This is a genomic window from Rhizobium atlanticum (assembly GCF_030182485.1).
Lineage (GTDB): Bacteria > Pseudomonadota > Alphaproteobacteria > Rhizobiales > Rhizobiaceae > Rhizobium.
The window spans coordinates 1-19837 of sequence record NZ_JAQJCJ010000021.1 but is presented as its reverse complement, the minus strand read 5'-3'; the positions used below and the strand labels follow the sequence as shown (position 1 = coordinate 19837).

Here is a 19837-nt window from a genome sequence, read left to right as displayed (position 1 = left end):
GAATGCTAATAGACAACTACCTTTCTTGAAGTCATCAGGGGCAATGCAAATGAAAACTGTATTGATTTCGGGCGGAGCTGGTTTCATCGGATCGCATCTGTGCGATCGACTTCTGCTTCGGACTGACGTTCAGAAACTCGTTGTTGTCGACAATCTTTGGACCGGACTTTTCGAAAACATCGAACACATCAAAGACCCGCGTTTTCACTTCGTGAAATCGGATGTCGAAACCTTGCAGACTTCCGATAAATTCGACGAAATCTACCATCTCGCCTCTCCCGCATCGCCCCCCTGGTATATGAAGGAGCCGAAGCGGACGATTTCCGCCAATCTTCTCGGGGCAATGCGGCTTCTCGATCTCCTGAAAAAGGGGGGTCGTTTCGGCTTTACCTCGTCTTCCGAAGTCTATGGCGATCCGCTCGTCTCGCCGCAGCCGGAATCCTACAAGGGCCAGGTCGACTGTACCGGCCCACGCTCGTCATACGACGAGAGCAAGCGCTGCACGGAATCGCTGCTGTTCGAGATGCAGCGCACCCAGGGCCTCGACGTCAAGGTCATCCGTCCCTTCAACATTTATGGCCCGAGAACCCGCGCCGACGATGGGCGGGCGGTCTCCAACTTCATCACCCAGGCGCTTTCGGGCCGCCCGATCACCGTGTTCGGCGACGGTCTGCAATCCCGCAGCTGGGGCTATGTCGACGATATCGTCGACGGTTTCGCCCGCTATTTCTGGATAAACCAAACCGACTATAAGGGGCCGCTGAATATCGGCAACGATCGCGAGATTTCGGTTCTCGAGGTGGCGCAATTTGTCTCCCGCCTCGTCGGCGGCGCGCCCATCGTGTTCGAGCCGTCACCCCCGCAGGATCCCACCAACCGGCGGCCGGACCTCAGCAATGCGAACTACGTCATGCCCGAGTGGTCGTGTAAGATCAGTTACGAGCAAGGCGTGGCCCGGACGCTCGAATGGTTCAGGGAAAAAATGAAGGCCGAGAAGCAATCATCGCAGTTGCGCAGCGCGCATCGTTGATGCTGACGGCTTGGGGCGGCTCGCGGCCTTTCGGACGCGCGAAGGGCGCCGATATTCTGAACCGGCGCATCGTGCTTTTCGAAGATCGATCTCGATTTAGGCTCGATGCGCACGGCTCAAGGGTGCGATCGAGAGTGTGTCGATGCGGGTACCAATTCCGTTCGACCTCAAGGATATGAATTTTCCCGTACCCATTCACTATCTCGCCTCGGCTGCAGCAGTCCGGCCGCTACGATTTGCTCGTACTATCATAGAGTGCTGAACGCAATTTCGCTCGCAGCCACTGGACGTGCTGTTCGATGCTGTGCGCGTGGAACCTGGGGTCATTGAGGGAGTTCAATGTGAAGTCGGACAAACGCGTGGGGAAGTTGGCTGGCTGACCCTGCCATTCGGCAAGCGCGACAGGAAGATATCCACGTATTGCCTGGCGGTTCAACCACGGGCGGAGGTGCCGTGCGTCCCACGGTTCGGTGCCGATCCGGTAACGCATGTCGCCGACGAGTACCGTCCCATTCACGATACGGGCAGCGAGGGGCCGGCGTTCGGCGAGCATAGCTTCGGCTGCCTCCAGGCCTTGGTCCAGATTGATCAAGAGCACCTCGATTTCGTGAGCAGAAGCTGTTGGATCCGGCGGGAGCCGCCAGTCCTCACCCAATACTTCGGCGGCGCCGCGAAGATAATGATATACGTTGAGTTGTCGCTCTACCTTCTCATAGAGCCTGCGAAGGCCAGCCTTTTCCAACATCTGGAGGACGTGGGGGCCAGCCTTGACGAGGGGGTCAAGGACAGAACCGACGCGGGCTGCGATGGTCCTTTGCAGACGTTTCTTCCGCCCCTTTCTCCCGACAAACCGATGGATCTCGAGCCGCCGCTGTATGTCGGGGTGCTTGCGAGCCATCAAGGCATCGGAGCGCCCCTCATGACGCCTGCGCACCATCTTTCCGGCGAGCGTCGTGGTCTGATGTTCGAGATGATAGCCGAATGCCTCGGGAGCAAAACGAATTGGAACTCCTTTTTTGATCAGACGTAGGCCAAATTCGAAGTCTTCTCGTGCACGGGCGAATTGAGGATCGAGCCCGCCCATGGCGTGAAACAGTTCCGCATCGAGCGAAAGGTTTCCTGTCAAGACATCGGTAAAAGCGAACTGATGTCCAGGGAGCGACACGCGTTCGAAGTGCCTCGTCCACCATGCGCGCGCGGTGAGGCGGAAGCGGTCCTTAGCAATGTGCGGGAGTGGCGGATAGGGGCCTATCACTACGCCCCCGGGGTGGCGCTGATGTTCAGCGACATGCGCCGCCACGAAATTGGCCCCCGGCTCGATGTCGTCGTCAAGGAAGATCAATAAACGGCCGCTCGCACCCTGGGCCCCCGCATTACGGGCGAGTGCAGGACCGACGCCCGGCAATGACAGGGTTCGAAGGGGAACGCGGGTATGAAGCGACGCAAGCATTGTCGACGTATCGTCCTCACACCCGTCAGCCACGATCAGGATTTCGAACGCGGGTGTCCCATCTCGCTGAGCGTCGAGCTTGCCCAGAAGCGACCTCAGCATGGCGGCACGATTATGCGTTGGTATGATAACGCTGACGTCAACCATTCTTATGCCCCGCCTTCACTGCTCGCGCCCGCGCGCGCAGATAACGAACCGGACCGCTCGCAGCCCCTCTGAACTGGGTTAGGGCATCGTTGTAAGGCAGGCTGAATTGGTGTGTCTTTCGAGGTTGAAACACTCGCCGAAGAAGCCTGACGTAGGAACGAACCATGCGAGGGAGCGCACGCAGGTTTCCCTCGAACACGAGCGCCTTGGTCAAGATGGCGAACGATGCAGCCTCGTAGCCATACATCTGCTGCTGCAGTTCCTCGCTTGAGCGACGATGGCGGTGCCAGTTCAGAGCCTCAGGATCGTAGATGATCCGATACCCGGCTTCCAGTACACGCCGGAACATGTCTGTGTCGCCACCAGCCAGGCTGAGCGTTCCAGCGTCAAGCGCCTCGTCGAACCATCCTACCGCGTCAACGATCGTTCGGCGCAATGCCATATTGACACCGGCACCCGCATGCCATCCGGTGAATGGGTCCAGGTTGTGGGCGTCATAGACTTGGCGCCTGAAACCACGGCAAAAACCGCCCAAATATTGAAACGCGATCTGCGAATCTGTTTCCAGCTCTGCCGCCATTGTGAGGCCGGTTACCGCCAGCACCAGGGGGTCCTCAAAATTGCGAAGCAAGGTTCTAAGCCATAGCGGGTCGGGGATCGCATCGTCGTCGATGAAGGCGACGACGTCTGCTGCCGCATTGCGAAGGGCTGTATTGCGCGCGACGTCAAGACCAGGCCGCGGTTCGCACAGATATCTCACTGTATTGAACCGGCTGACTAGATCTCGCGTGGCATCGTTCGATGGAGCATTGTCGACGACGAGAATATCGGCCTTATCGGGCATAGCCAAAAGCCCGGTGAGGCAGCGCTCCAGATCTTCGGTACGATCGCGCGTGCAGATCACGACGGAAGCTTTCGGCAACTGACTTGAACTCGGCGACGGGTCAGGAAGGGCCAGCCAATGCCTTAACCAAGCCTCGAACACCGACGAACCGGCCGCAGACAGAATCCGGTCCTTGATTGGCGTCTTACCGCCATCGGTGTCGAAGGCGATCACAGCTTGGCCGCACGGACGACCGGCGACCCTGATCAGCACAAGCGCACCCTGATAGTCACCCGTCGGTTCAAAATCCGGCGGAAAGTCGAGAATGTCGATGTCTCGAACGGCAAGGCGCATCAGGAGTTCGGATCCGATCTGGGCTGACCCAATGAGCCGTGGTCCGGCGATGTCGCGATGGGGCCTGGCTGCACCTGCTGCCACTGTGTCGGAGGATTCAGCATACCTTTTCTTGGGCCGGATCCGGTCACGGCGAGCGGATAGACTTCGGCATGATAATCGTAAACCTGCTGCCAGTCTGCTGAAAAGAGCCCCACGGTTACGCGATAGTCACCTGGCGCCAGGTCGATACGATAGAGCGTTGTTTCGATGCGCACCGTGTCCGAGTCCACGACAGGGGCAAATTCGGCCAAGTTGCTGTCGGTCTCGAAACAGCACGTATCGTCCGCAGCGTAGACACCGATGACGATAATGGCGTTGCGATCTCTGGTGGCACCAACGTAGGTCAGTGAAATCGACAGCCGTTCGCCCGCAGCGATGGTACTTGTCGGCATGCTCTGCTCGTTCAGCAACGCTACGGCTGTGATCTGAAGTTCGCCATTGCCGAACCGGCTGACCTGCGGCACGAGTTCAACGGGCAATTTTGTAACGGCGAACTGTTCGTGCTGGACGCTGGCGACCTTCGCCTCGACCGCCGAGGTATAAAGCGGCAGCATTTCATCGATTGGCCCGTAGCCCACGACGCGGCCGGCTCTCAGGAATAGCACGTGATCGCAGATTTCTCTTATCTGCGAGACGTCGTGTGACACAAAGAATATGGTGGCGCCGCCATTGATTATCTCCTTCACTCTTGCAATGCACTTCTGCTGGAAGGCTTGGTCGCCTACGGCGAGGGCCTCATCGATTAGCAAGACGTCCGGGCGCACGTGGACGGCCACCGCGAATGCCAGGCGCATGCGCATCCCGGTGCTATAACTACGAACGGGGTTCTCAACCGCCGCCTCCAACTCGGCAAAGGCTACAATCTCGTCAAACCGCTCGGCAACCTCGGTCCGCCGCATTCCCGCGATAACCCCCAGCAGAAAGATGTTCTCGCGCCCAGTCAAATCGTCGGTCAGGCCCGCCCCGATGTCGAGCAAGGCGCCAATTCGACCCACCACCTTGATCTGCCCTTCGTCGGGACGACCAACGCCGCCGATCAGACGCAGCAAAGTGGACTTGCCGGCCCCGTTTAGGCCCACCACGCCGACAGCTTGCCCTGGCGTAACCGCAAAGCTGATGTGGCGCAGGCCCCAAAAGCTTTTCGACTGTACCACGGACCGCCCGGATAAAAGGTAACCCTTCAAGGTGGTGGAGCGCGCCCCCCCTTGCGCACGGTAGCGCTTGCCGACGTCGTGGACGATGATGGCGCCTTGCCTCATAGCTCGTCCACCAGGCGCGCGCTGCCACGCTCGACCAGCCAAATGCCGATAAAAAGCATCGGCAAGGAAATCAGTGCAGTCTTCCAATAGATAGCAACCGGAGGCCACGCGTGTTCGACGAAAATGACGCGGTAGCCCTCGAGAATCCAGGCCATCGGGTTCCAGGTGTGGATTAGCGCCATCGGCTCACTCGCCTTAAGCGGGCTGTAGAACACAGGGGTCAGGTAGAAACCCAGCATCAAAAACACGCCTACCAAATGTTGAGTATCGCGGAAATGGACATGTGCAATCGCGACAAGATAGGACAGACCCATCGTGAACAGCGCCTGCGCAAGGAACACGAGTGGAAGTGCCGCGATGCTCAAAGCAAGGCCCCCGGTCTCGATAAACGAGATGATGAAGAGGAGTGGCAGAGCGAGCAGAAGGTGCACTGCTTGAGTGATGACTGCGACAACAGGAAGTATTCCGATCGGAAAGCCCGGCCGGCGCACCAATTCGCTGCTGCCGGTTATGGAAGTTGCCGCTGCGGGTACCGCAGTGCTGAGCCAGCCCCAGGCCAACACGCCGGAAAAGACAAAAGTGGTGTAGTAGGGAATATTTAAGGGAAGGACGTGACGAAAGATAAGGGAAAAAATCAGCAGCTGGCTCAATGGCCGCATCAAGGACCAGCCGAGACCAATTGCGGACCTTTGATATCTCATCTTCAGATCGCGAGCCAGAAGTGCTAACAGCAGATCTTTCCATTGCAGACAGATGTGAATCAAGGGCTTCCACTGATCACGACGGCTGTATTGGTCCCGTCGCTTCGCGCGATCAAGCGCATGATCCTTGAGATGCTCAGGCATTTCGGCTCACTTTTGCCATCGGTTGGATACACCTTGCCTCAAAGTAGTAAAGATCATCATACTCCCTAACTCACACGGTAACTCCAGCGTGATCTTTATCGCAGGAAGCAGCAATTATGCCTATAGTTTCCATCATTACACCGGCGCATGGAGCGGAAACAACACTTTCCTCGACGTTGGAGAGCCTGATAGCGCAAAGTCATACTGACTGGGAATGCATCATCATTGATGATGGTTCAACCGATCAGACGGCTCAGATCGCGGACCGTTTCGCGGCTCGGGATACGCGCTTCCGTGTGCTGCGGCAGGAGCAGAGCGGCGTGTCAGTTGCTCGCAATGCGGGGCTGGCGCAGGCGAAAGGCGACTGGGTCGTCTTCCTCGACTCAGACGACACCTTGGCATTTTCCCACCTTGAAATCATGCTAGGTCACACGCGAACTTTGCCGCAGGCCGACATTCTGCATTGCGGTTGGCGCCGCCTGAAACATGGTGCTCCCTGGTGGCAGTCTCACCCCGCGGTCAAAATGGACAATCCGTTTGCCGAAACAGCGCGCTATTGCCCTTTCGCGATCCACGCAGCCTTGGTTCGCCGGTCCCGGCTTACAGAAATCGGCGGCTTCGATCCAGAGATGAAAATGTGCGAGGACTGGGACCTGTGGCAGCGCCTCGCCCGGGCTGGCGCCGAGTTTGCGCCGGTCGAAGGCCTGATGGCTGACGTAAGCGTAACGGCCGGCTCGCTATCGTCGAACAGGATCAAACATCTCGATTTTGGTCTTAAGGTGATCCGGCGCGGCCACCATTCCGATCCGCGCGTCGCCGATCCGGTGCCGGCGTTCGCCCAGGGGATAAAGCAGGCCGCGTTGGGAACGGCATGCTGGTATCTCGCGATCTGGCTCGTCGGCGCCTCAATAGGTCAAGGCGATCATCCAGGCGAACTGCTCGACCGAGTGGCTGAGCCAATCCCACCTGACGCCGATGCCTACGCGCTCAGCGCAATAATGGTAGACGGGATTGCGGTCGGCGCCTTCCCGGACGAACCGATTTGGCCCGGACTCTGGTCGAAGATCCAGGGCAAGCTTCCCGATCTTGAGGCTTGGTTTAATCGTCATGGTCCCCAAGAAACTTTTGGTTCCCTGTTGGTTCGTTCACTGGAGCGAAAGGTGGCTGACCAACTACCGACCAACGTGCTCACCACGATCGGAACAACAAGGATACAGCCAATTGATTTGGATGGCCCTATCGTCGACCTCATCTTGCCCGGCATTGAGCGGTTACGCTGTTGCATCTGGCGAGGTCCGAGTCTGCTCGGGCAAGTGGAGTTTGTTGTCTTCGGAGCAATCGAAGCCAATGCTATACGAAACCGGCTTAGAATGGAGTTCGGCTCTGAGTTCGACGATCTCATGCACCCAACAGCGGGTTTGTCGGCAGAAGATGGTTCCGCCAATCTTCCTGATCAGCATGACGGGCACGTCGCCTCCGCCAGCATGGCAGCGCCAAGTCACCGCCGAGTAGCTCAACGGGTGCTGAACCTCATGGCGAAAGCTAAGACAGTAGCGGGTTGGTGGCGCAAGGAGGAGCCGACACCAACACATGTCGATTCGATGTTGGTCACCGCGCATGCCGGGCGCGCCGAATTCGACCGAATCGTCGACGAGGAACGACAGCGGGCGATTGCAGCCTCGAGGCAGATGTTAAATGAGAAGCCGTCGAAAAAAACCGGCCCGGCGGGCGATGAGGTGCCGAGGTACGATACGGAAGCGTACTGGGAGGAGCTTTTTTCCCAGGTCGATCCTTGGGACTACCGAAATAACTATGAGACTGTGAAATATCTTCAAACATTGTCGTTGTTGGACGATCGCCGCTTTTCAAACGGCCTTGAGCTGGCCTGCGCGGAAGGAACCTTTACACGGATGTTGGCGCCCCGCGTCGACAACCTGCTGGCAACCGACATTTCGGCGTCAGCAGTCGCTCGAGCGGCCTCGCTTCAGGACCATGATTCTCCGGTGGCCTATCGGCAGTTGGATCTTTTGAGGGACGAGCTGGGAGGGCCTTACGATCTCATCGTCTGCAGTGAAGTTCTGTACTACTTGGAGAACCGAGAAAAGCTCCGGCAGATAGTCGATAAGATTGCGGGCAGTCTTCGAACTGGTGGTTGGTTCGTTACCGCTCACGCCAACCTCCTGATCGATAGGCCGAATGAGACAGGCTTTGGGTGGCCGCATGAATTCGGTGCGATCGGCATAGGTGAGACGTTTGACCAACATCCGGATTTAACTCTCTCGGCTGAAGCCAAGAGTCCGCTCTATAGAATCCAAAGGTTCGAGAAGGTAGAGCGCGGGGGCTTCCTAGACCCTACACGCGTGGAAGTAAACACGGCGCAGCCTCTGCCTCTTCAAGTCGCCAGCCAAGTACGCTGGAGAGGCGGGCGAGTTGTGGAATCGGCCGCCGACTGGAACGATGTCCCGATCTTGATGTACCATCAGGTTTCGGACGATGGCCCGGAACAGCTTTCTCGATACCGCCAGTCTCCAGAGGCCTTCGAATCCCAACTGGCCTTCCTGCGCGACGCCGGATGGCGAGGAATGACTTTGGATCGGCTGCTTGCTTGTTTCGACGAAGGCGCCAAACCGCCCGAAAAGACGTTGGTTCTGACCTTCGACGACGCTACACGCGATTTCATGACGCATGCCCTCCCCCTGCTACATCGATATGGCTTCCCATCCTCGCTCTTTGTCCCAACCGATAGGGTCGGCAGCTCTGCAATATGGGATTCGGCCTATGGACCGCCAGCTCCACTACTAACTTGGGAGGAACTTGCGGCGGTCGCGAACAGCGACGTGACGCTGGGCGCCCACGGTGCCCGGCACGTGCGTTTGTCTGCCCTGGCACCGGAGAGCCTATTGCGAGAGCTTGCTGGCTCCAAGGCTATGCTCGAGAAATGCCTAGGTCGAGAAGTGCTGGCGGTCGCATATCCGTACGGCGACTTCGACCCCGCTATCAGGGAGATAGCCGAACAGTGTGGCTACCGGATCGGGCTAAGCTGCGTCGGTGGCAGGGTGCAGGCAAATGCAGATAAGCTCGCATTGAAAAGACAGGAGGTTTTCAGCGGGATCACCCGATCAGAGTTCGCAAATCTGCTATTTGGCTGAGACAAGAATGGGGGGGGCCACCGTCCAACCCGCATCGTACTTTGTTCCTAAGGCAAATCGGTGATCGGGATTTGAAGAGAAATACGATTTCTGCTTCAGCCACGATCGGGCCTCTCTTTTCAGTCTCCTCATCGCCTTTGATCCCGTGTCGACCACAAGCATCTTGGCTGCAATTGGCTTGTCATGTCGCGACATGGTTGCGACAAGTCTGATGAGCTCGCGGTATCGGCGCTGTTCAACCGCCTTCTGGACGAGCCAGCGGCCACAGCGGCTTAGGCCGGCCCGGACTGCAAAACGCTTTTCCGGGTGTCTCTTGAGCATTTCATCCGCGACCAGAATCCAGGACCGTAGCATTCGCGTCAGGTTGGATGACATGTTGTCTGGCGTTTGGCGATAGCCGACAAGATAATCCGGCACCACCACAAAATGTGAGAATTCAGCGGCCAAGCAGTAGAAGAGGAGATCTTCACACCCCTGCGCGTCACGCTGTTGGAGTGAGGAGTCAAATCCTCCCGTCGCGTCAAGAATATTCCGCCGTACGAGTGGCGAACTTGCATTTCCAATGAAGTTATCCGCAAGTACCTCGTCGAGCACATCTCCCTCGATGGAAACCTCATCACTCCGGTAGATGATGTAGTTGTTGTGGTCAATCATTGCATACCAAGTGTAGACTAGGCCGACATTGGGACCACCTCTCTCCAATGCAGCCAATTGTCGCTCAATTTTATCAGGTGACCAAATGTCATCAGCATCTAGGAATGCCACCAAGTCGGCAGACGTAGAGCGCCAACCCGCATTTCGAGCAGCGGCGACGCCGGAATTTCTTTGCTTTAATACTCGAACACGCGGATCTATTTCAGCGACTGCTTGCGCAATAGCCAGGGTATGGTCCTTAGAACCGTCGTCCACCACGACGATATCGAGCGCATGATGTGTTTGATTGCGAACGCTGCTGATTGTTTCAGCCAGAGTTCGTTCCGCGTTATAGGCAGGGATTACAACAGCAACAGTTACGTCACTTCTTGCCGATTTCTTCAAGCTCTTAACTCCGAAGGCTCCACAATCTCAAATAGGATACATCAAGATGCAGGCTTGAGTGTCAATAATGGGGTAGTGGTTCTTCGAAAAAGGTATTTCTACCCAGCAGCTGTTCCTAGCCGGTAGATTGTCGGCCGCACAACGCTTTAGCGCGGGCCGCGTTAATCATGCCCGTTCGCAAGAAGCCGAACTCAAACCCGCCGATCGTGCCCTTAATGCGCACAACGACCTTGGGTCGACGAGGACCATACACCTGTCGGGATCTATGACGCGCAGCGCGTTGGCGGTGCGGCGAAAAGTCCGTTGCGTCTCCTCGAAGATAGGACATCTCCGCCAATCGAGAGAAAAAGAAATGCTCCGGAAAGCCAGTGATTCCACTCCATCGGCAAAGCCTCTCATTTTTAAGTACAATCTAGGAAGCTACAAATATCATCGCAGCAATAAAGCGATAAAATGTGAGAAAACACGACAACCCAACAATAATCCGTGACAATATCGAATTTAATGGCAATCATGTCTTCGTACTGCGCAGGCAATCTTACCCGAGGACCCGTCACCACCCCGGCGGGTCCTCAACTTTGCTAGGACCTTTCCAAGGTTAGCTTGAAGCATTCTGGGGAGCAGGTTTTCGTCAGGGCAAAGGCGATCGGCTCGGGCATACCTCCTGGTACTCCCGGCCGATCGCCTTTGGCTGGAGACACCCGGATGGACTGATCGCCAGCCGACTCTGCTTGAGCCAAGAGGATCGTTCAATCTAGCTCGGAGAAGCTCGAAAGTTTACGCAGAGCCAGGGCGCTGGTTCCTGGGTCGGGCACAGCAAATTCGCCACGTGGTATTATTGTCAGATCAGAGATCATCCTACCGCATTACATTCGCTCGTCACAGCTTGTTCACAGCATTAGCATAATCGAACTCATCTTGCGGTAGATTTATAAATACAACCATGGTGTGAAATTAATGTTTTCCTCGTTTGATATAATTTGATTTGTATTACGCTATCCTTAAGGGTTATTAATTTCCGACCGGTAGATAATGGAGATGCATTCCTTCCAGAAATATGGAATCGCTCTCGTTAGTTTGCTGAGTGCCGTTTCGGCAGTGCTGTAACCATATAGTACTGTCGAACGGGCAGTACGACGGGCGGCCCGAAAGTCTTCGCACCGACAGGCACCGAAGACGTGGCGGCGCAATTCGATACCAAAGAGTGCTGATCTCGAGGCGAATGAAGCTTCGAAACACCAGTAAATCAAGGGTTATCGCCGTTCATCACGCCACTGGTCGGACATTATAAGGCGCGCCTTTCGACGTGGCATGACAAATTCGCATGATGAGCCGAGACCCCGGGCACGCGAGGCCGCAGGCTAAGAGACGACCATCCTCGTTTAAGCGGTCACCCGCATGGAACGAGGGCTCCGGAGTACCAAACGCATCGCCGCAGACAACAGCCTCGAATGTCCGTTCTCGCGTCAAGCTGTGTCGAAATGGTCGCACCTCGTGATCGAATTAACCGTTCGTAAAGCATTTGCTTGCTCAACTTATAATTTGTGTCATGGTCACTGGAAGTAGTGAGGAGCCACCCTGATGAGTGATATGGCATCGCAGATTCCGGAATTTGGTTATGATGAACGCGTGATGATTTGCCGCAAACAGATCGAGAAGGCGGTTTATCAGTTCATTGCAAACACGAAGGTCGAGGGGTGCGATCCGGCGGAAGTCGCAATGGCCATCGCGGACATTGCCGACGACTATATTTTACTGCTGGCCCAGAAGCGCAATTTGACCCATTGATCATGATCGGCCGGCTCGGCCGATCGTCGGACGACCGCAAACCGATATCGCCGCCGCCTCCCTGCCCGGAGACAACGCCAGCCAAACCGCTTACCATTCGTTCTGAACCTATCTTTACGCCATCGAATGAGCGGCGGTTGTCCAGCCCGCGACAAGCCGAGGCTTCTCCCAAACCACAATTCAGATGGATTGCCGATAGACAGGCCTCAGGGCACTCGTTTCAGCCCGACAGACCGTTGCTGTGCAACCGACCGGAGCCGGTTTTCTGCGGCCCTCCCATATGCACAGTCGCATATAGCCCCAAAATCGATGTGATTTTCGGGCTATCCGAGTTTGCAGCATGAAAGCGGGCACTAATGTCTTTTTACGCTGACTTGCGGAACCGGAGAGCTCAATTCGGCCAACTCTCTGGTCAGCCCCTCTCCGACTTCCTGCTTCACCGCCTCAAGAGCAAGGTCGAGGCAATTCGTCGCGAATTGCAGCTTGACATCCTGAGCAACCTGTCGCGCATAGGCGATCATCCGTGCCAATGCGACCAGTTCGTCCAGAGCGTCTTTCGCCCCTAGATCTCCATCTAGTTCAATAGTCGATGTCACGCCCATGTCCATTTCTCCAACGAATAGAAGGAATGATACGCGGGCTGACGTGGTCGAGCCCGTGAAAAAAGCGTGACACAACCCTCGGTGACGATCGTCGTCTTCGCTTCACAATGCGGACCGTGTGGAGAACGAGGTTTCGCGCAGTTTCCAGGACAAACCGGCATTCACGCGAATATCGGCGGTCGACTGCACCATCTTTACCAATTCCAATGCATCGATGCGTTTTTGGTCAACGGAATGCGACACGAGAGTGGCCAGAAGGTGCGGGCGATCTGGCTCGGCTACGTCAGCGCATTGCTCGACGATTGCCCGCCACGTCCGCCTCTTGAAGAATATTGCGTTCGCGGCGTCTTCAATGACCTGGCGCAGCCCATCTGCGAGCAACTCATTCCTTTCCATGGCATCAAGCGTGGCGCAGACATTGACCAGCGGTATGGTCAGCGGCTTGCCGCCCAGCGCGCTCGGCGCGTGCAGGAGTGCAACGGCGGCATCGTCGACCAGCCGACCCGTCCGATAGTCTTCGAAAATGCGGCCGATCCCGATCATCCCGAACGAATGACATTCCGCAGCGCGCAGCGCGCCCATGCTTGCCGCTCCGAGGACAGTCACGCCAAGCGAAAGAGCACGGAGAATTTCCTTATGCCAGACCGGCGCGGCGTATTCGAAACCGCCATCAATCAGACCGATGACATTGGCACCCTGTTCCACCACAGCCAAAACATCGCCCTGCGTGGCGGGCGGCAGGACGCGTATCCCCTCGCCGGCAAGTGAGCCTGCGTCGGGAAGACTGGGACCCGCGAAAATGACCTTCAAAAGCCTATCGCTCTCGCGAGCGCCCTTGTTCCAAACTGGCGAGCACGCGACCCCTCCGGATTTTCGAGTTCGGGGATAACGACCTTGACGACGCCAAAGGGAAGCGCGTCGTCGCTGAGGGGTACGGCGATGACCGAGTTGATCCCTTTGTTCCGCAAAGCCTCCACCACATGCTGCAACAAATGCGTCAGATCCCGATGTCCCGGCGTTCGGTGGCGGACAGGACCGGCAGCCGGCGAGATCGGAACCGCGTCGAAGGCTCGCCGCATGAGCGGCGGCAAGGATCTCGAGAACGTGGCGGGAGAAATATCGTCCCTGGCTCCGCTGATATAGGTGAGCCTGGATTGTGCGGCTTCCGTTACCGCCCGGATGGCCGCGCGCACGGGAGACGGATGGGCTCCCGTACCGCCGGTCACCTCGACGAGTCGAATGTCCCTGCCGCCTTGGCGATCCGGCTGGCCTGGAACGGAGTCCCTGGGACCCAGAATGGCGGTGAAACAGGGAATGGCGAGATCGCTTGTGATATCGAAGAGCCGGAGCGCCAATCCTGATTTTTCGATCTTGTCGATCAACCCGGTCAGTGCTTCATCCTTGAAGCCGCGGGGATCGACGCAGCCGGCATAACGATCCCTTTCCCCGCCAACCTGCCACAGCACGGTCGCATCCCGCTCAATCCGCTCGAGCACGCCGTGGAAAACGGCCTCCTCGAAATTGTTTCCAGATGCCAAGCCATCAGATGACATCCAGTATCGCGCATCGCGCGTGCGGTCGAGCAGCACCGCTTCAAAAGGGATATAAACCGGCTCGCCGGTGAGGATGTTGATGCCGGCCACCCATTCCGTCTCCTCGTCTGGCCTGAGGTCGGGTTTATGCATGGCGATCAGGCAGCTCAGCGTATCGATCTTGTGCCCCATCGCCTGCAGACCGAACGAGGTATTGCGGACAGGATCAACGAAAGGTTCGCCGGCAACTGCCCGTTCCACAGCCTCCATGACGCTGGATACTTTGGCGTCGATATCGGTCAGCCCCTTCCCCTGAGCAATCACGATTGAGCGTGAATTCGGGGTATAGGAGCACCAGACGGGAATTCCGATGTCATCAAGCCCGGTATGTCGTGCAATCCTGGTAATGCCGAACCGAGCTAAAAAAGGCTCGACGCGGGAAAGAGTTTCCCGCGGCGATATGATCCTGTCGGAATATATGGACCGGTCCGTCAGAATGCTGGCTCAGCCGTCGACGTGACCGGAAAGCGCGACCTGCGCCGACGAAACGGCGACGGCCAAATCGACGCCCTTCACGAATATGCCACCGGCTTTGCGCAGGCTGCTCGCAGTCGCCAATTCCCCCGTCGGATTGAGCGGTTTGACGGTTCCTGCGTCGAGATCGGCGAGCCAAAGACCTTCCTCGCCCGGTATTCCTATAATGATAGCTTTCGCCATGTAATGCCCCTCAGCTATTGTTAAAAACCAGCCTTCAACAGGCCCTCCCGATATAGCTCTTTTTGCCAGTGCTCCTTGAAGGGAACGATGGCGAGCCACTTCTCGACGTCGAACACCGGGTTGATGCTTTCGGCGCGCTGCCGATGGAAGAGTGCCCGTTTTCGATCGCCGATCATTGCGCAACTGGCCGCGGCGATACGATGGGCCGGCGCTTTGTCTTTCATCGCTTCGACATAGGCGATGGCCTCCTCGTACTGTTCCAAAAAGAAACTGGCTCCAGCGGCACACCAGAGATAGGCGTCAGGTGCGATCGGATTGAGCGAAATTGCCTTTCTGATCTTGGCGAGCGCGTCGCCGGGGCGGGATGCATGCACGAGCGTGTCGGCATGACTGTAGATGACATCGGCAAAATGCGGACTGAGCTCTTCCGCCAGGTGAAGGGCTGCGACGCTGGCATCCACATCACCGAGATAAAGTCTGGTGACCCCGAGCTCGCGATGGCCCGCCGCCGATCCCGGATCTCGCTCGATTGCGCGAAGCGCATGCTGCTCTGCCAGGTGCAGCAGTTCATTGTTTCCCTGCGCCGTCACGAGCCACTCGCTGGTGAAAGTTCTTGCCAGCCCGGTAAATGACGGGGAGAAATCCGACCTATGCGACAGCGACTGCTTGAACGCCTTCCTTGCCCGGCGGATATGCGGCAGCGTCAGCTTGCTCATCAGGCTGGAGCCGACGAGATAGGCGTGATAGGCTTCAGGATTGGCTTCGAAACGTAGCCGTTCCTCCTCGTTTTCAGCCAGCTCACGCGCCACCGACTCGGTCAACTGCTGGGCGATAACCCGCCTTTGACGCGGCAAAATATCGGGGGTCATCTTAAAACGATTGGCCCAGACGATCTCATCCGTGGGGAAATAGATCAGCTGGGCGAACAATCCCTCTTCGGAAAACCGGGTGTCGAGAAGATAGGCAATCGAGTGCCTGGCGACCACCGCCGCTTTTTCGGAGTCGCGGCGGATCTGTCCGGCCGTATGCGGAGCGACGATGGAAATATGCCGAAGTGCACAGAGTTCGATTGTGACGTCTTCGATCAGGGCGTTGGCAAGTGCAAGTCCGGCATCGGCGTGCTTCGCCGTCGGGGGAAGCAACACCAGACGGGGAAGGATCCTTGGGATCGGCGACATGTGTTCGATATCGGTCGGCTGGCTGCCGGGCTCGGGACGCTTCACCTCCACCCTTGTTTGGCCGCCGCCTTCCGGCAATCTCTCGCCGAACGATGCGCCGCCGGATAGCCGATGCAGCAATGTCCTGACCTGCTCGTCATTCGGATCCCGCTCAAGGATTTGTAGGGCGGCGCTGGAGATGATGCGCGCAGCACCCGGCTTTTGCACATCGGGCAGCGCCTCCAGCAATGCTTGCCGCAATTGCAGCGCATGGGCGTCCCGCTGCGCCCTGATCCAAGCATCTATCTGCTTTGTCGCCGGCTTGATATTTCCGATGAAGCCGCGCTGCATCGATTCGGCGATCGCCTGTAGTCGATCCAGCGGCGAGCCGCCGGCTCGAAAGACATCCAGATCGCTGGAAACCACCTCCTTGTTGAGGCAAACCGTCGTGGCAGTGAAATCGAAGGCTACTTCCGTGCGTCCGCCGTCCATCTCCCGGATGCGGGACAGCATTTTGCGCAAATTGAGCCGCGCCAATTCGGGCTCGACGTCGCTCCATAGAAACTGGGCCAGTTCATAACGGCTGAGTTCATGGCTCGCACCCGCATAGATGTGGGCCATCATCAACAGACCTTTGATCGGATAGCGAACCGGCTCGCCATCCGACTCAGTCAGCCGCAGATCGCCAAATGTCTGCAGATGAAGCACGGTCCATCCTCAGTTGTGTACAACCGGATCCTGCAGGTCGCTATCGACGTCGGGCAATCCCGTCATCGCCAGACTTTTGGCCAAGGCCACCAGCTTCTGCCTGATGTTGGGATCTTCGATGGCGATGAACGCTTTATTGAGCGCGAGCCCTTCCTTCGAGGACAAAAACTTGTTCAATTCGCTCGTCTCGCCTTCGATCGGCCCGGAACCGCCGTTCTCGAAGAAGAAGCCGACCGGCACGCGAAGGATCTCGGAAATGCGCTGAAGGCGGCTGGCGCCGATCCGGTTCGTTCCTTTTTCGTATTTTTGAATCTGTTGGAAGGTGATGCCAAGAAGTTCGGCCAAGCCATGCTGGGTCATGCCGAGCGTCTTTCGCCGAACTCTCACGCGGTTGCCAACATAGACATCGATGGAATTCGGCGATTTGGCCTTCATCTGCTTAAGTCTCCCGCTTCATCAATACGCCGGCTGTATAATGGAGAGTTTAAGCAAGAATGCAACTAAAAGTAAATATTTCAGAACGGTTTTTTTCATCACGGCACGCAGTAGAACAACCTCTGGACTACTGCGGCGAACCGCGCAATGTCGCGCCGCCCGGCTAAAGCGGCTTATCGGCGACGGCGATCATTGATTTGGCAAAGGCAGGAATTCTTCCAACATATTCGAAACGGACGTTAGCGAAGCCGGTCTCCAGCAACAGTGTGCGCAATGTGTTTTTCGACCAGAACTTGATATGCCCGTGATCCCTCAACGGCATGAAGTGATCGTCCATTTTTCCCGTCGCAGCCAGAGCCAGATTCTTCAGATAGCCGTGATAGGGCGTCGATATCACCGCGATGCCGCCGGGCTTGACGAGATCAAACATCGTCGCGGTGAAGCTCTTCGGATCGTAGACATGCTCGACGACCTCCAGGCTGATAACGGCGCTGAAGTTGCCATATTCCCGGGACAGGTCGTCATAGGCCGAGCCGACGCTCAGCGCCAGGCCGGGATAACGGATATTGGCCTTGCTGATCCCGTCGCTGGAAGGATCGACGCCGACGACATCATATCCTGCTTTCGCAAGAGTCGCCGCAGCCCCGCCGGTTCCGCAGCCGAGATCGAAGACGTCATTTTCCGCTGAGCCGTCGAAATGATTCTCCAGTACATCGAAGATTTTGGGCAAGATGTAGGAGTGCGCGGTTGTCGGTTTGGCGTGAATATAGGTGGTTGCGTCTAGCTCGATGGACATGGTCTCTCCTTTCTGCTGTTGCACGCAAACCCTATCGATTAATACGTCGAAAATTTGATCGAATTCGCCTAAATTCGTCAGCATACAAATATATGTTCGAAATAATTTAGAACTCATCAAATAATTATGAACGTTAAGCGCGAAAAAATTGCTGAAATTAAGCCAGCTTGCCTGACAATGCTACTAAATATCTCAATATGCTCGACTGAGAGCTGAAAATAACTGTGTCAATTCAACAATCTTTTCAAAAAACTCGTATTTATTTCAATTCATTTCGGACAACGCCCCTATGCGACCACAGAAGCGGCAAGATCCGCGGCTATCTCTCGCCGAATTGCCGAATGCTGTATTGGAATTCTCGACTGAAATGCCGTTGAAGCGCTCTCGGCGAACCGATCGCGCGCTTTTCATGAGGGCTCGGATGAAAGAGCGCTCGGTTGCAGACACGAAGCCAAAAGATATTTAACCGGATCATGTATACTGCTGGGATCTAGACAGACCAACGAAACCCTTCTCGCGTGCCGGAGAAGACAAGCTTGCCCGATAATTCGTCGCCCGCGTATGCCAAACAGCCGGCAGGAAAACCGCGGATTCCCGTGATCTTCTGGTTGCTGCTGACGATTTCCCTCTCGCTGGTCATCGGAACGGTGCTTCTGTCCAACGACATGAAACACCTGAGGGCGATCGGCCATTATTTCGGCTTGGATCTTTTCCCCCCTGAGGATAAGCCGCCGCCGCCCAAAGCGCTTCCCCGACCGGAGCCGCCGGCGACCTACAAGCTTCCTCTGCATGCCACCGAAGCGCCCATGGCACAGACCGCGTCGGCTTTTCTGCGCACATGGCGCATATCAGGGCCTGCAATGTGCGCGGCGCTGCGCCAAGCGGGCGTTCAGACCAGCGAATGGGCGGCGGCCAGCTTCAATGCCGACACGTTCGAGTGCTTTTACGAGCACAGCGCCAAGCGCGAGAAGGATCAGCTCGCGAATTCCATCTTCGTCATTGTTCGTGGCGATGCCGCCGGCACGATCAGCAGCATGCGCGTGAAGATCGTCAATCCCGGAACGGATCGGAATGGCCAGCTCGATCCGGCGATCCTGCGAGTTTTCGAAACCATGCTGCTTCAACCGCAATGGCTCGATTTTCATGAGACCCTGAATGCGATAAAAAACTTGAAGGACGTCAAGGAAGACGGCTTCGGAGCCAATATCGCCTTCACCCACGAGGTGCTCAATCCGGAGCGCTACAATTTTACCCTCTCGCTGGAGGCAATCTCAGCCCCCCAGAAAAGGGCGAGGAATTACTTTTCCGGCAGAACATGGCTTCCCGCGCCGGAGCCCGCAATTGCGGCCAACCGCGCGCAGCCGGAACTTCCCCATCAAGAGCCGCCGGCAGTAAATCGCAATTAGAGCCTTTCCAGGTTAGCTTGAAGCATTCTGCCGGAGCAGGTTTTCGTCAGGGCAAAGGCGATTGGCGACGGGCATACCCCAAGGTACGTCCGAGCCGATCGCCTTTGATCCTGGCGGAAAGATGCCCGGCCCTTCGGGTTGGCTGAAACGGGCCGGCTGATCGACCGGCCGGCTTGGCCGTAGAACTGGGCTACGACGCGCGCCGGCCGGTCGACCATCCGACTCGATTGAGCCAACAGAATGCTTCAATCTAACCCGGAAAGGCTCTAGATGTGAGCTTTCGGGAGGTTGTCCATTCAAAGCGGATTTAGGAGACTGGAGCTATCACACCTCGAGTCGGAAGGATCGCCGCGAATGAACATTCATAAGAATGCCCGACTGACGCCGTTGCGCCGGGAACAAATGGCGCTTGCTGTTATCGAAGGGCATCTGACCCAGGCTCAGGCAGCACAGGCCTATGGCGTCGCGGCCAAGATCGTCGCCCGTTGGGTCGAGCGTTTCAAGGCCGGTGGTCGAGAGGCGATGCTCGATCGTTCCTCCCGACCTCATGCCATGCCCC

General features: G+C 56.9%; 17 protein-coding genes. 5 read left to right on the top strand and 12 right to left on the bottom strand.

The features are described from left to right. Positions 1–49: 49 nt before the first annotated feature. Positions 50–1030, top strand: a complete 981-nt coding sequence (locus PH551_RS26080; protein WP_285195604.1) for an NAD-dependent epimerase/dehydratase family protein — start codon at positions 50–52, stop codon at positions 1028–1030. Between the two features lie 229 nt (positions 1031–1259). On the opposite strand, the gene PH551_RS26075 is transcribed toward PH551_RS26080, so the two are convergent. Genes PH551_RS26075 through PH551_RS26060 form a run of 4 tightly spaced genes read right to left on the bottom strand, consistent with a single transcriptional unit; the run spans position 1260 to position 5950 of the window. Beyond that, a complete protein-coding gene (locus tag PH551_RS26075) occupies positions 1260–2627 on the bottom strand; it encodes a glycosyltransferase family 2 protein (RefSeq protein WP_285195603.1) in 1368 nt (455 codons plus the stop codon). Continuing rightward, entirely contained in the window at positions 2620–3804 is a 1185-nt protein-coding gene (locus tag PH551_RS26070) for a glycosyltransferase family 2 protein (protein WP_285195602.1), read from the bottom strand. Before PH551_RS26070 ends, PH551_RS26075 begins: the two co-directional genes overlap by 8 nt. Continuing rightward, positions 3804–5105, bottom strand: a complete 1302-nt coding sequence (locus PH551_RS26065; protein ID WP_285195601.1) for an ABC transporter ATP-binding protein — start codon at positions 5103–5105, stop codon at positions 3804–3806. The genes PH551_RS26070 and PH551_RS26065 overlap by 1 nt, the downstream gene beginning before the upstream one ends. Next, entirely contained in the window at positions 5102–5950 is an 849-nt protein-coding gene (locus PH551_RS26060; RefSeq protein WP_285195600.1) for an ABC transporter permease, read from the bottom strand. The genes PH551_RS26065 and PH551_RS26060 overlap by 4 nt, the downstream gene beginning before the upstream one ends. A gap of 116 nt (positions 5951–6066) precedes the next feature. Between PH551_RS26060 and PH551_RS26055 the strand changes: the two genes are divergently transcribed. Beyond that, a complete protein-coding gene (locus PH551_RS26055; protein WP_285195599.1) occupies positions 6067–9099 on the top strand; it encodes a trifunctional glycosyltransferase/class I SAM-dependent methyltransferase/polysaccharide deacetylase in 3033 nt (1010 codons plus the stop codon). Here the strand turns inward: PH551_RS26055 and PH551_RS26050 are convergent. After that, a complete protein-coding gene (locus PH551_RS26050) occupies positions 9088–10137 on the bottom strand; it encodes a glycosyltransferase family 2 protein (RefSeq protein ID WP_285195598.1) in 1050 nt (349 codons plus the stop codon). The genes PH551_RS26055 and PH551_RS26050 overlap by 12 nt on opposite strands. Before the next feature lie 1581 nt (positions 10138–11718). Between PH551_RS26050 and PH551_RS26045 the strand changes: the two genes are divergently transcribed. Beyond that, positions 11719–11925, top strand: a complete 207-nt coding sequence (locus tag PH551_RS26045) for a hypothetical protein (RefSeq protein WP_004676311.1) — start codon at positions 11719–11721, stop codon at positions 11923–11925. Positions 11926–12278: 353 nt separating this feature from the next. On the opposite strand, the gene PH551_RS26040 is transcribed toward PH551_RS26045, so the two are convergent. From PH551_RS26040 to PH551_RS26010, 7 genes are all read right to left on the bottom strand, one after another. Continuing rightward, positions 12279–12527 (bottom strand): hypothetical protein, encoded by a 249-nt coding sequence (locus PH551_RS26040; RefSeq protein ID WP_085780158.1) that lies wholly within the window; start codon positions 12525–12527, stop codon positions 12279–12281. A gap of 102 nt (positions 12528–12629) precedes the next feature. Next, positions 12630–13337 carry a TfuA-like protein gene (locus PH551_RS26035; protein ID WP_285195597.1) on the bottom strand — a complete coding sequence of 236 codons (708 nt, stop codon included), beginning with the start codon at positions 13335–13337 and terminating at the stop codon, positions 12630–12632. Further along, positions 13334–14521 (bottom strand): YcaO-like family protein, encoded by a 1188-nt coding sequence (locus PH551_RS26030; protein WP_285195669.1) that lies wholly within the window; start codon positions 14519–14521, stop codon positions 13334–13336. The genes PH551_RS26035 and PH551_RS26030 overlap by 4 nt, the downstream gene beginning before the upstream one ends. Before the next feature lie 42 nt (positions 14522–14563). After that, entirely contained in the window at positions 14564–14776 is a 213-nt protein-coding gene (locus PH551_RS26025; protein ID WP_285195596.1) for a hypothetical protein, read from the bottom strand. A 20-nt stretch (positions 14777–14796) separates the two neighbouring features. Next, a complete protein-coding gene (locus tag PH551_RS26020) occupies positions 14797–16641 on the bottom strand; it encodes a peptide antibiotic resistance protein (RefSeq protein WP_285195595.1) in 1845 nt (614 codons plus the stop codon). Positions 16642–16650: 9 nt separating this feature from the next. Beyond that, on the bottom strand, positions 16651–17076 hold the full coding sequence (locus PH551_RS26015) for a helix-turn-helix domain-containing protein (protein ID WP_064804372.1): 426 nt from the start codon (positions 17074–17076) through the stop codon (positions 16651–16653). A gap of 163 nt (positions 17077–17239) precedes the next feature. After that, the gene (locus PH551_RS26010) at positions 17240–17872 is read right to left on the bottom strand and encodes a class I SAM-dependent methyltransferase (protein ID WP_285195594.1); all 633 of its coding nucleotides are present in this window, start codon (positions 17870–17872) and stop codon (positions 17240–17242) included. A 536-nt stretch (positions 17873–18408) separates the two neighbouring features. Between PH551_RS26010 and PH551_RS26005 the strand changes: the two genes are divergently transcribed. Together PH551_RS26005 and PH551_RS26000 are read left to right on the top strand one after the other, a co-directional pair. Then, positions 18409–19278, top strand: coding sequence for a DUF6030 family protein (locus PH551_RS26005; protein ID WP_350223862.1), 870 nt, complete (start codon positions 18409–18411; stop codon positions 19276–19278). Positions 19279–19632: 354 nt separating this feature from the next. Next, positions 19633–19837: leucine zipper domain-containing protein (locus tag PH551_RS26000; protein WP_285195592.1), on the top strand; the 205-nt coding region annotated here is incomplete at its 3' end.

Coding starts and splice junctions, on each gene's coding strand:
- PH551_RS26080 (WP_285195604.1), top strand. CDS start 50: ATGAAAACTGTATTGATTTCGGGCGGAGCTGGTTTCATCGGATCGCAT.
- PH551_RS26075 (WP_285195603.1), bottom strand. CDS start 2,627: ATGGTTGACGTCAGCGTTATCATACCAACGCATAATCGTGCCGCCATG.
- PH551_RS26070 (WP_285195602.1), bottom strand. CDS start 3,804: ATGCGCCTTGCCGTTCGAGACATCGACATTCTCGACTTTCCGCCGGAT.
- PH551_RS26065 (WP_285195601.1), bottom strand. CDS start 5,105: ATGAGGCAAGGCGCCATCATCGTCCACGACGTCGGCAAGCGCTACCGT.
- PH551_RS26060 (WP_285195600.1), bottom strand. CDS start 5,950: ATGCCTGAGCATCTCAAGGATCATGCGCTTGATCGCGCGAAGCGACGG.
- PH551_RS26055 (WP_285195599.1), top strand. CDS start 6,067: ATGCCTATAGTTTCCATCATTACACCGGCGCATGGAGCGGAAACAACA.
- PH551_RS26045 (WP_004676311.1), top strand. CDS start 11,719: ATGAGTGATATGGCATCGCAGATTCCGGAATTTGGTTATGATGAACGC.
- PH551_RS26040 (WP_085780158.1), bottom strand. CDS start 12,527: ATGGGCGTGACATCGACTATTGAACTAGATGGAGATCTAGGGGCGAAA.
- PH551_RS26025 (WP_285195596.1), bottom strand. CDS start 14,776: ATGGCGAAAGCTATCATTATAGGAATACCGGGCGAGGAAGGTCTTTGG.
- PH551_RS26015 (WP_064804372.1), bottom strand. CDS start 17,076: ATGAAGGCCAAATCGCCGAATTCCATCGATGTCTATGTTGGCAACCGC.
- PH551_RS26010 (WP_285195594.1), bottom strand. CDS start 17,872: ATGTCCATCGAGCTAGACGCAACCACCTATATTCACGCCAAACCGACA.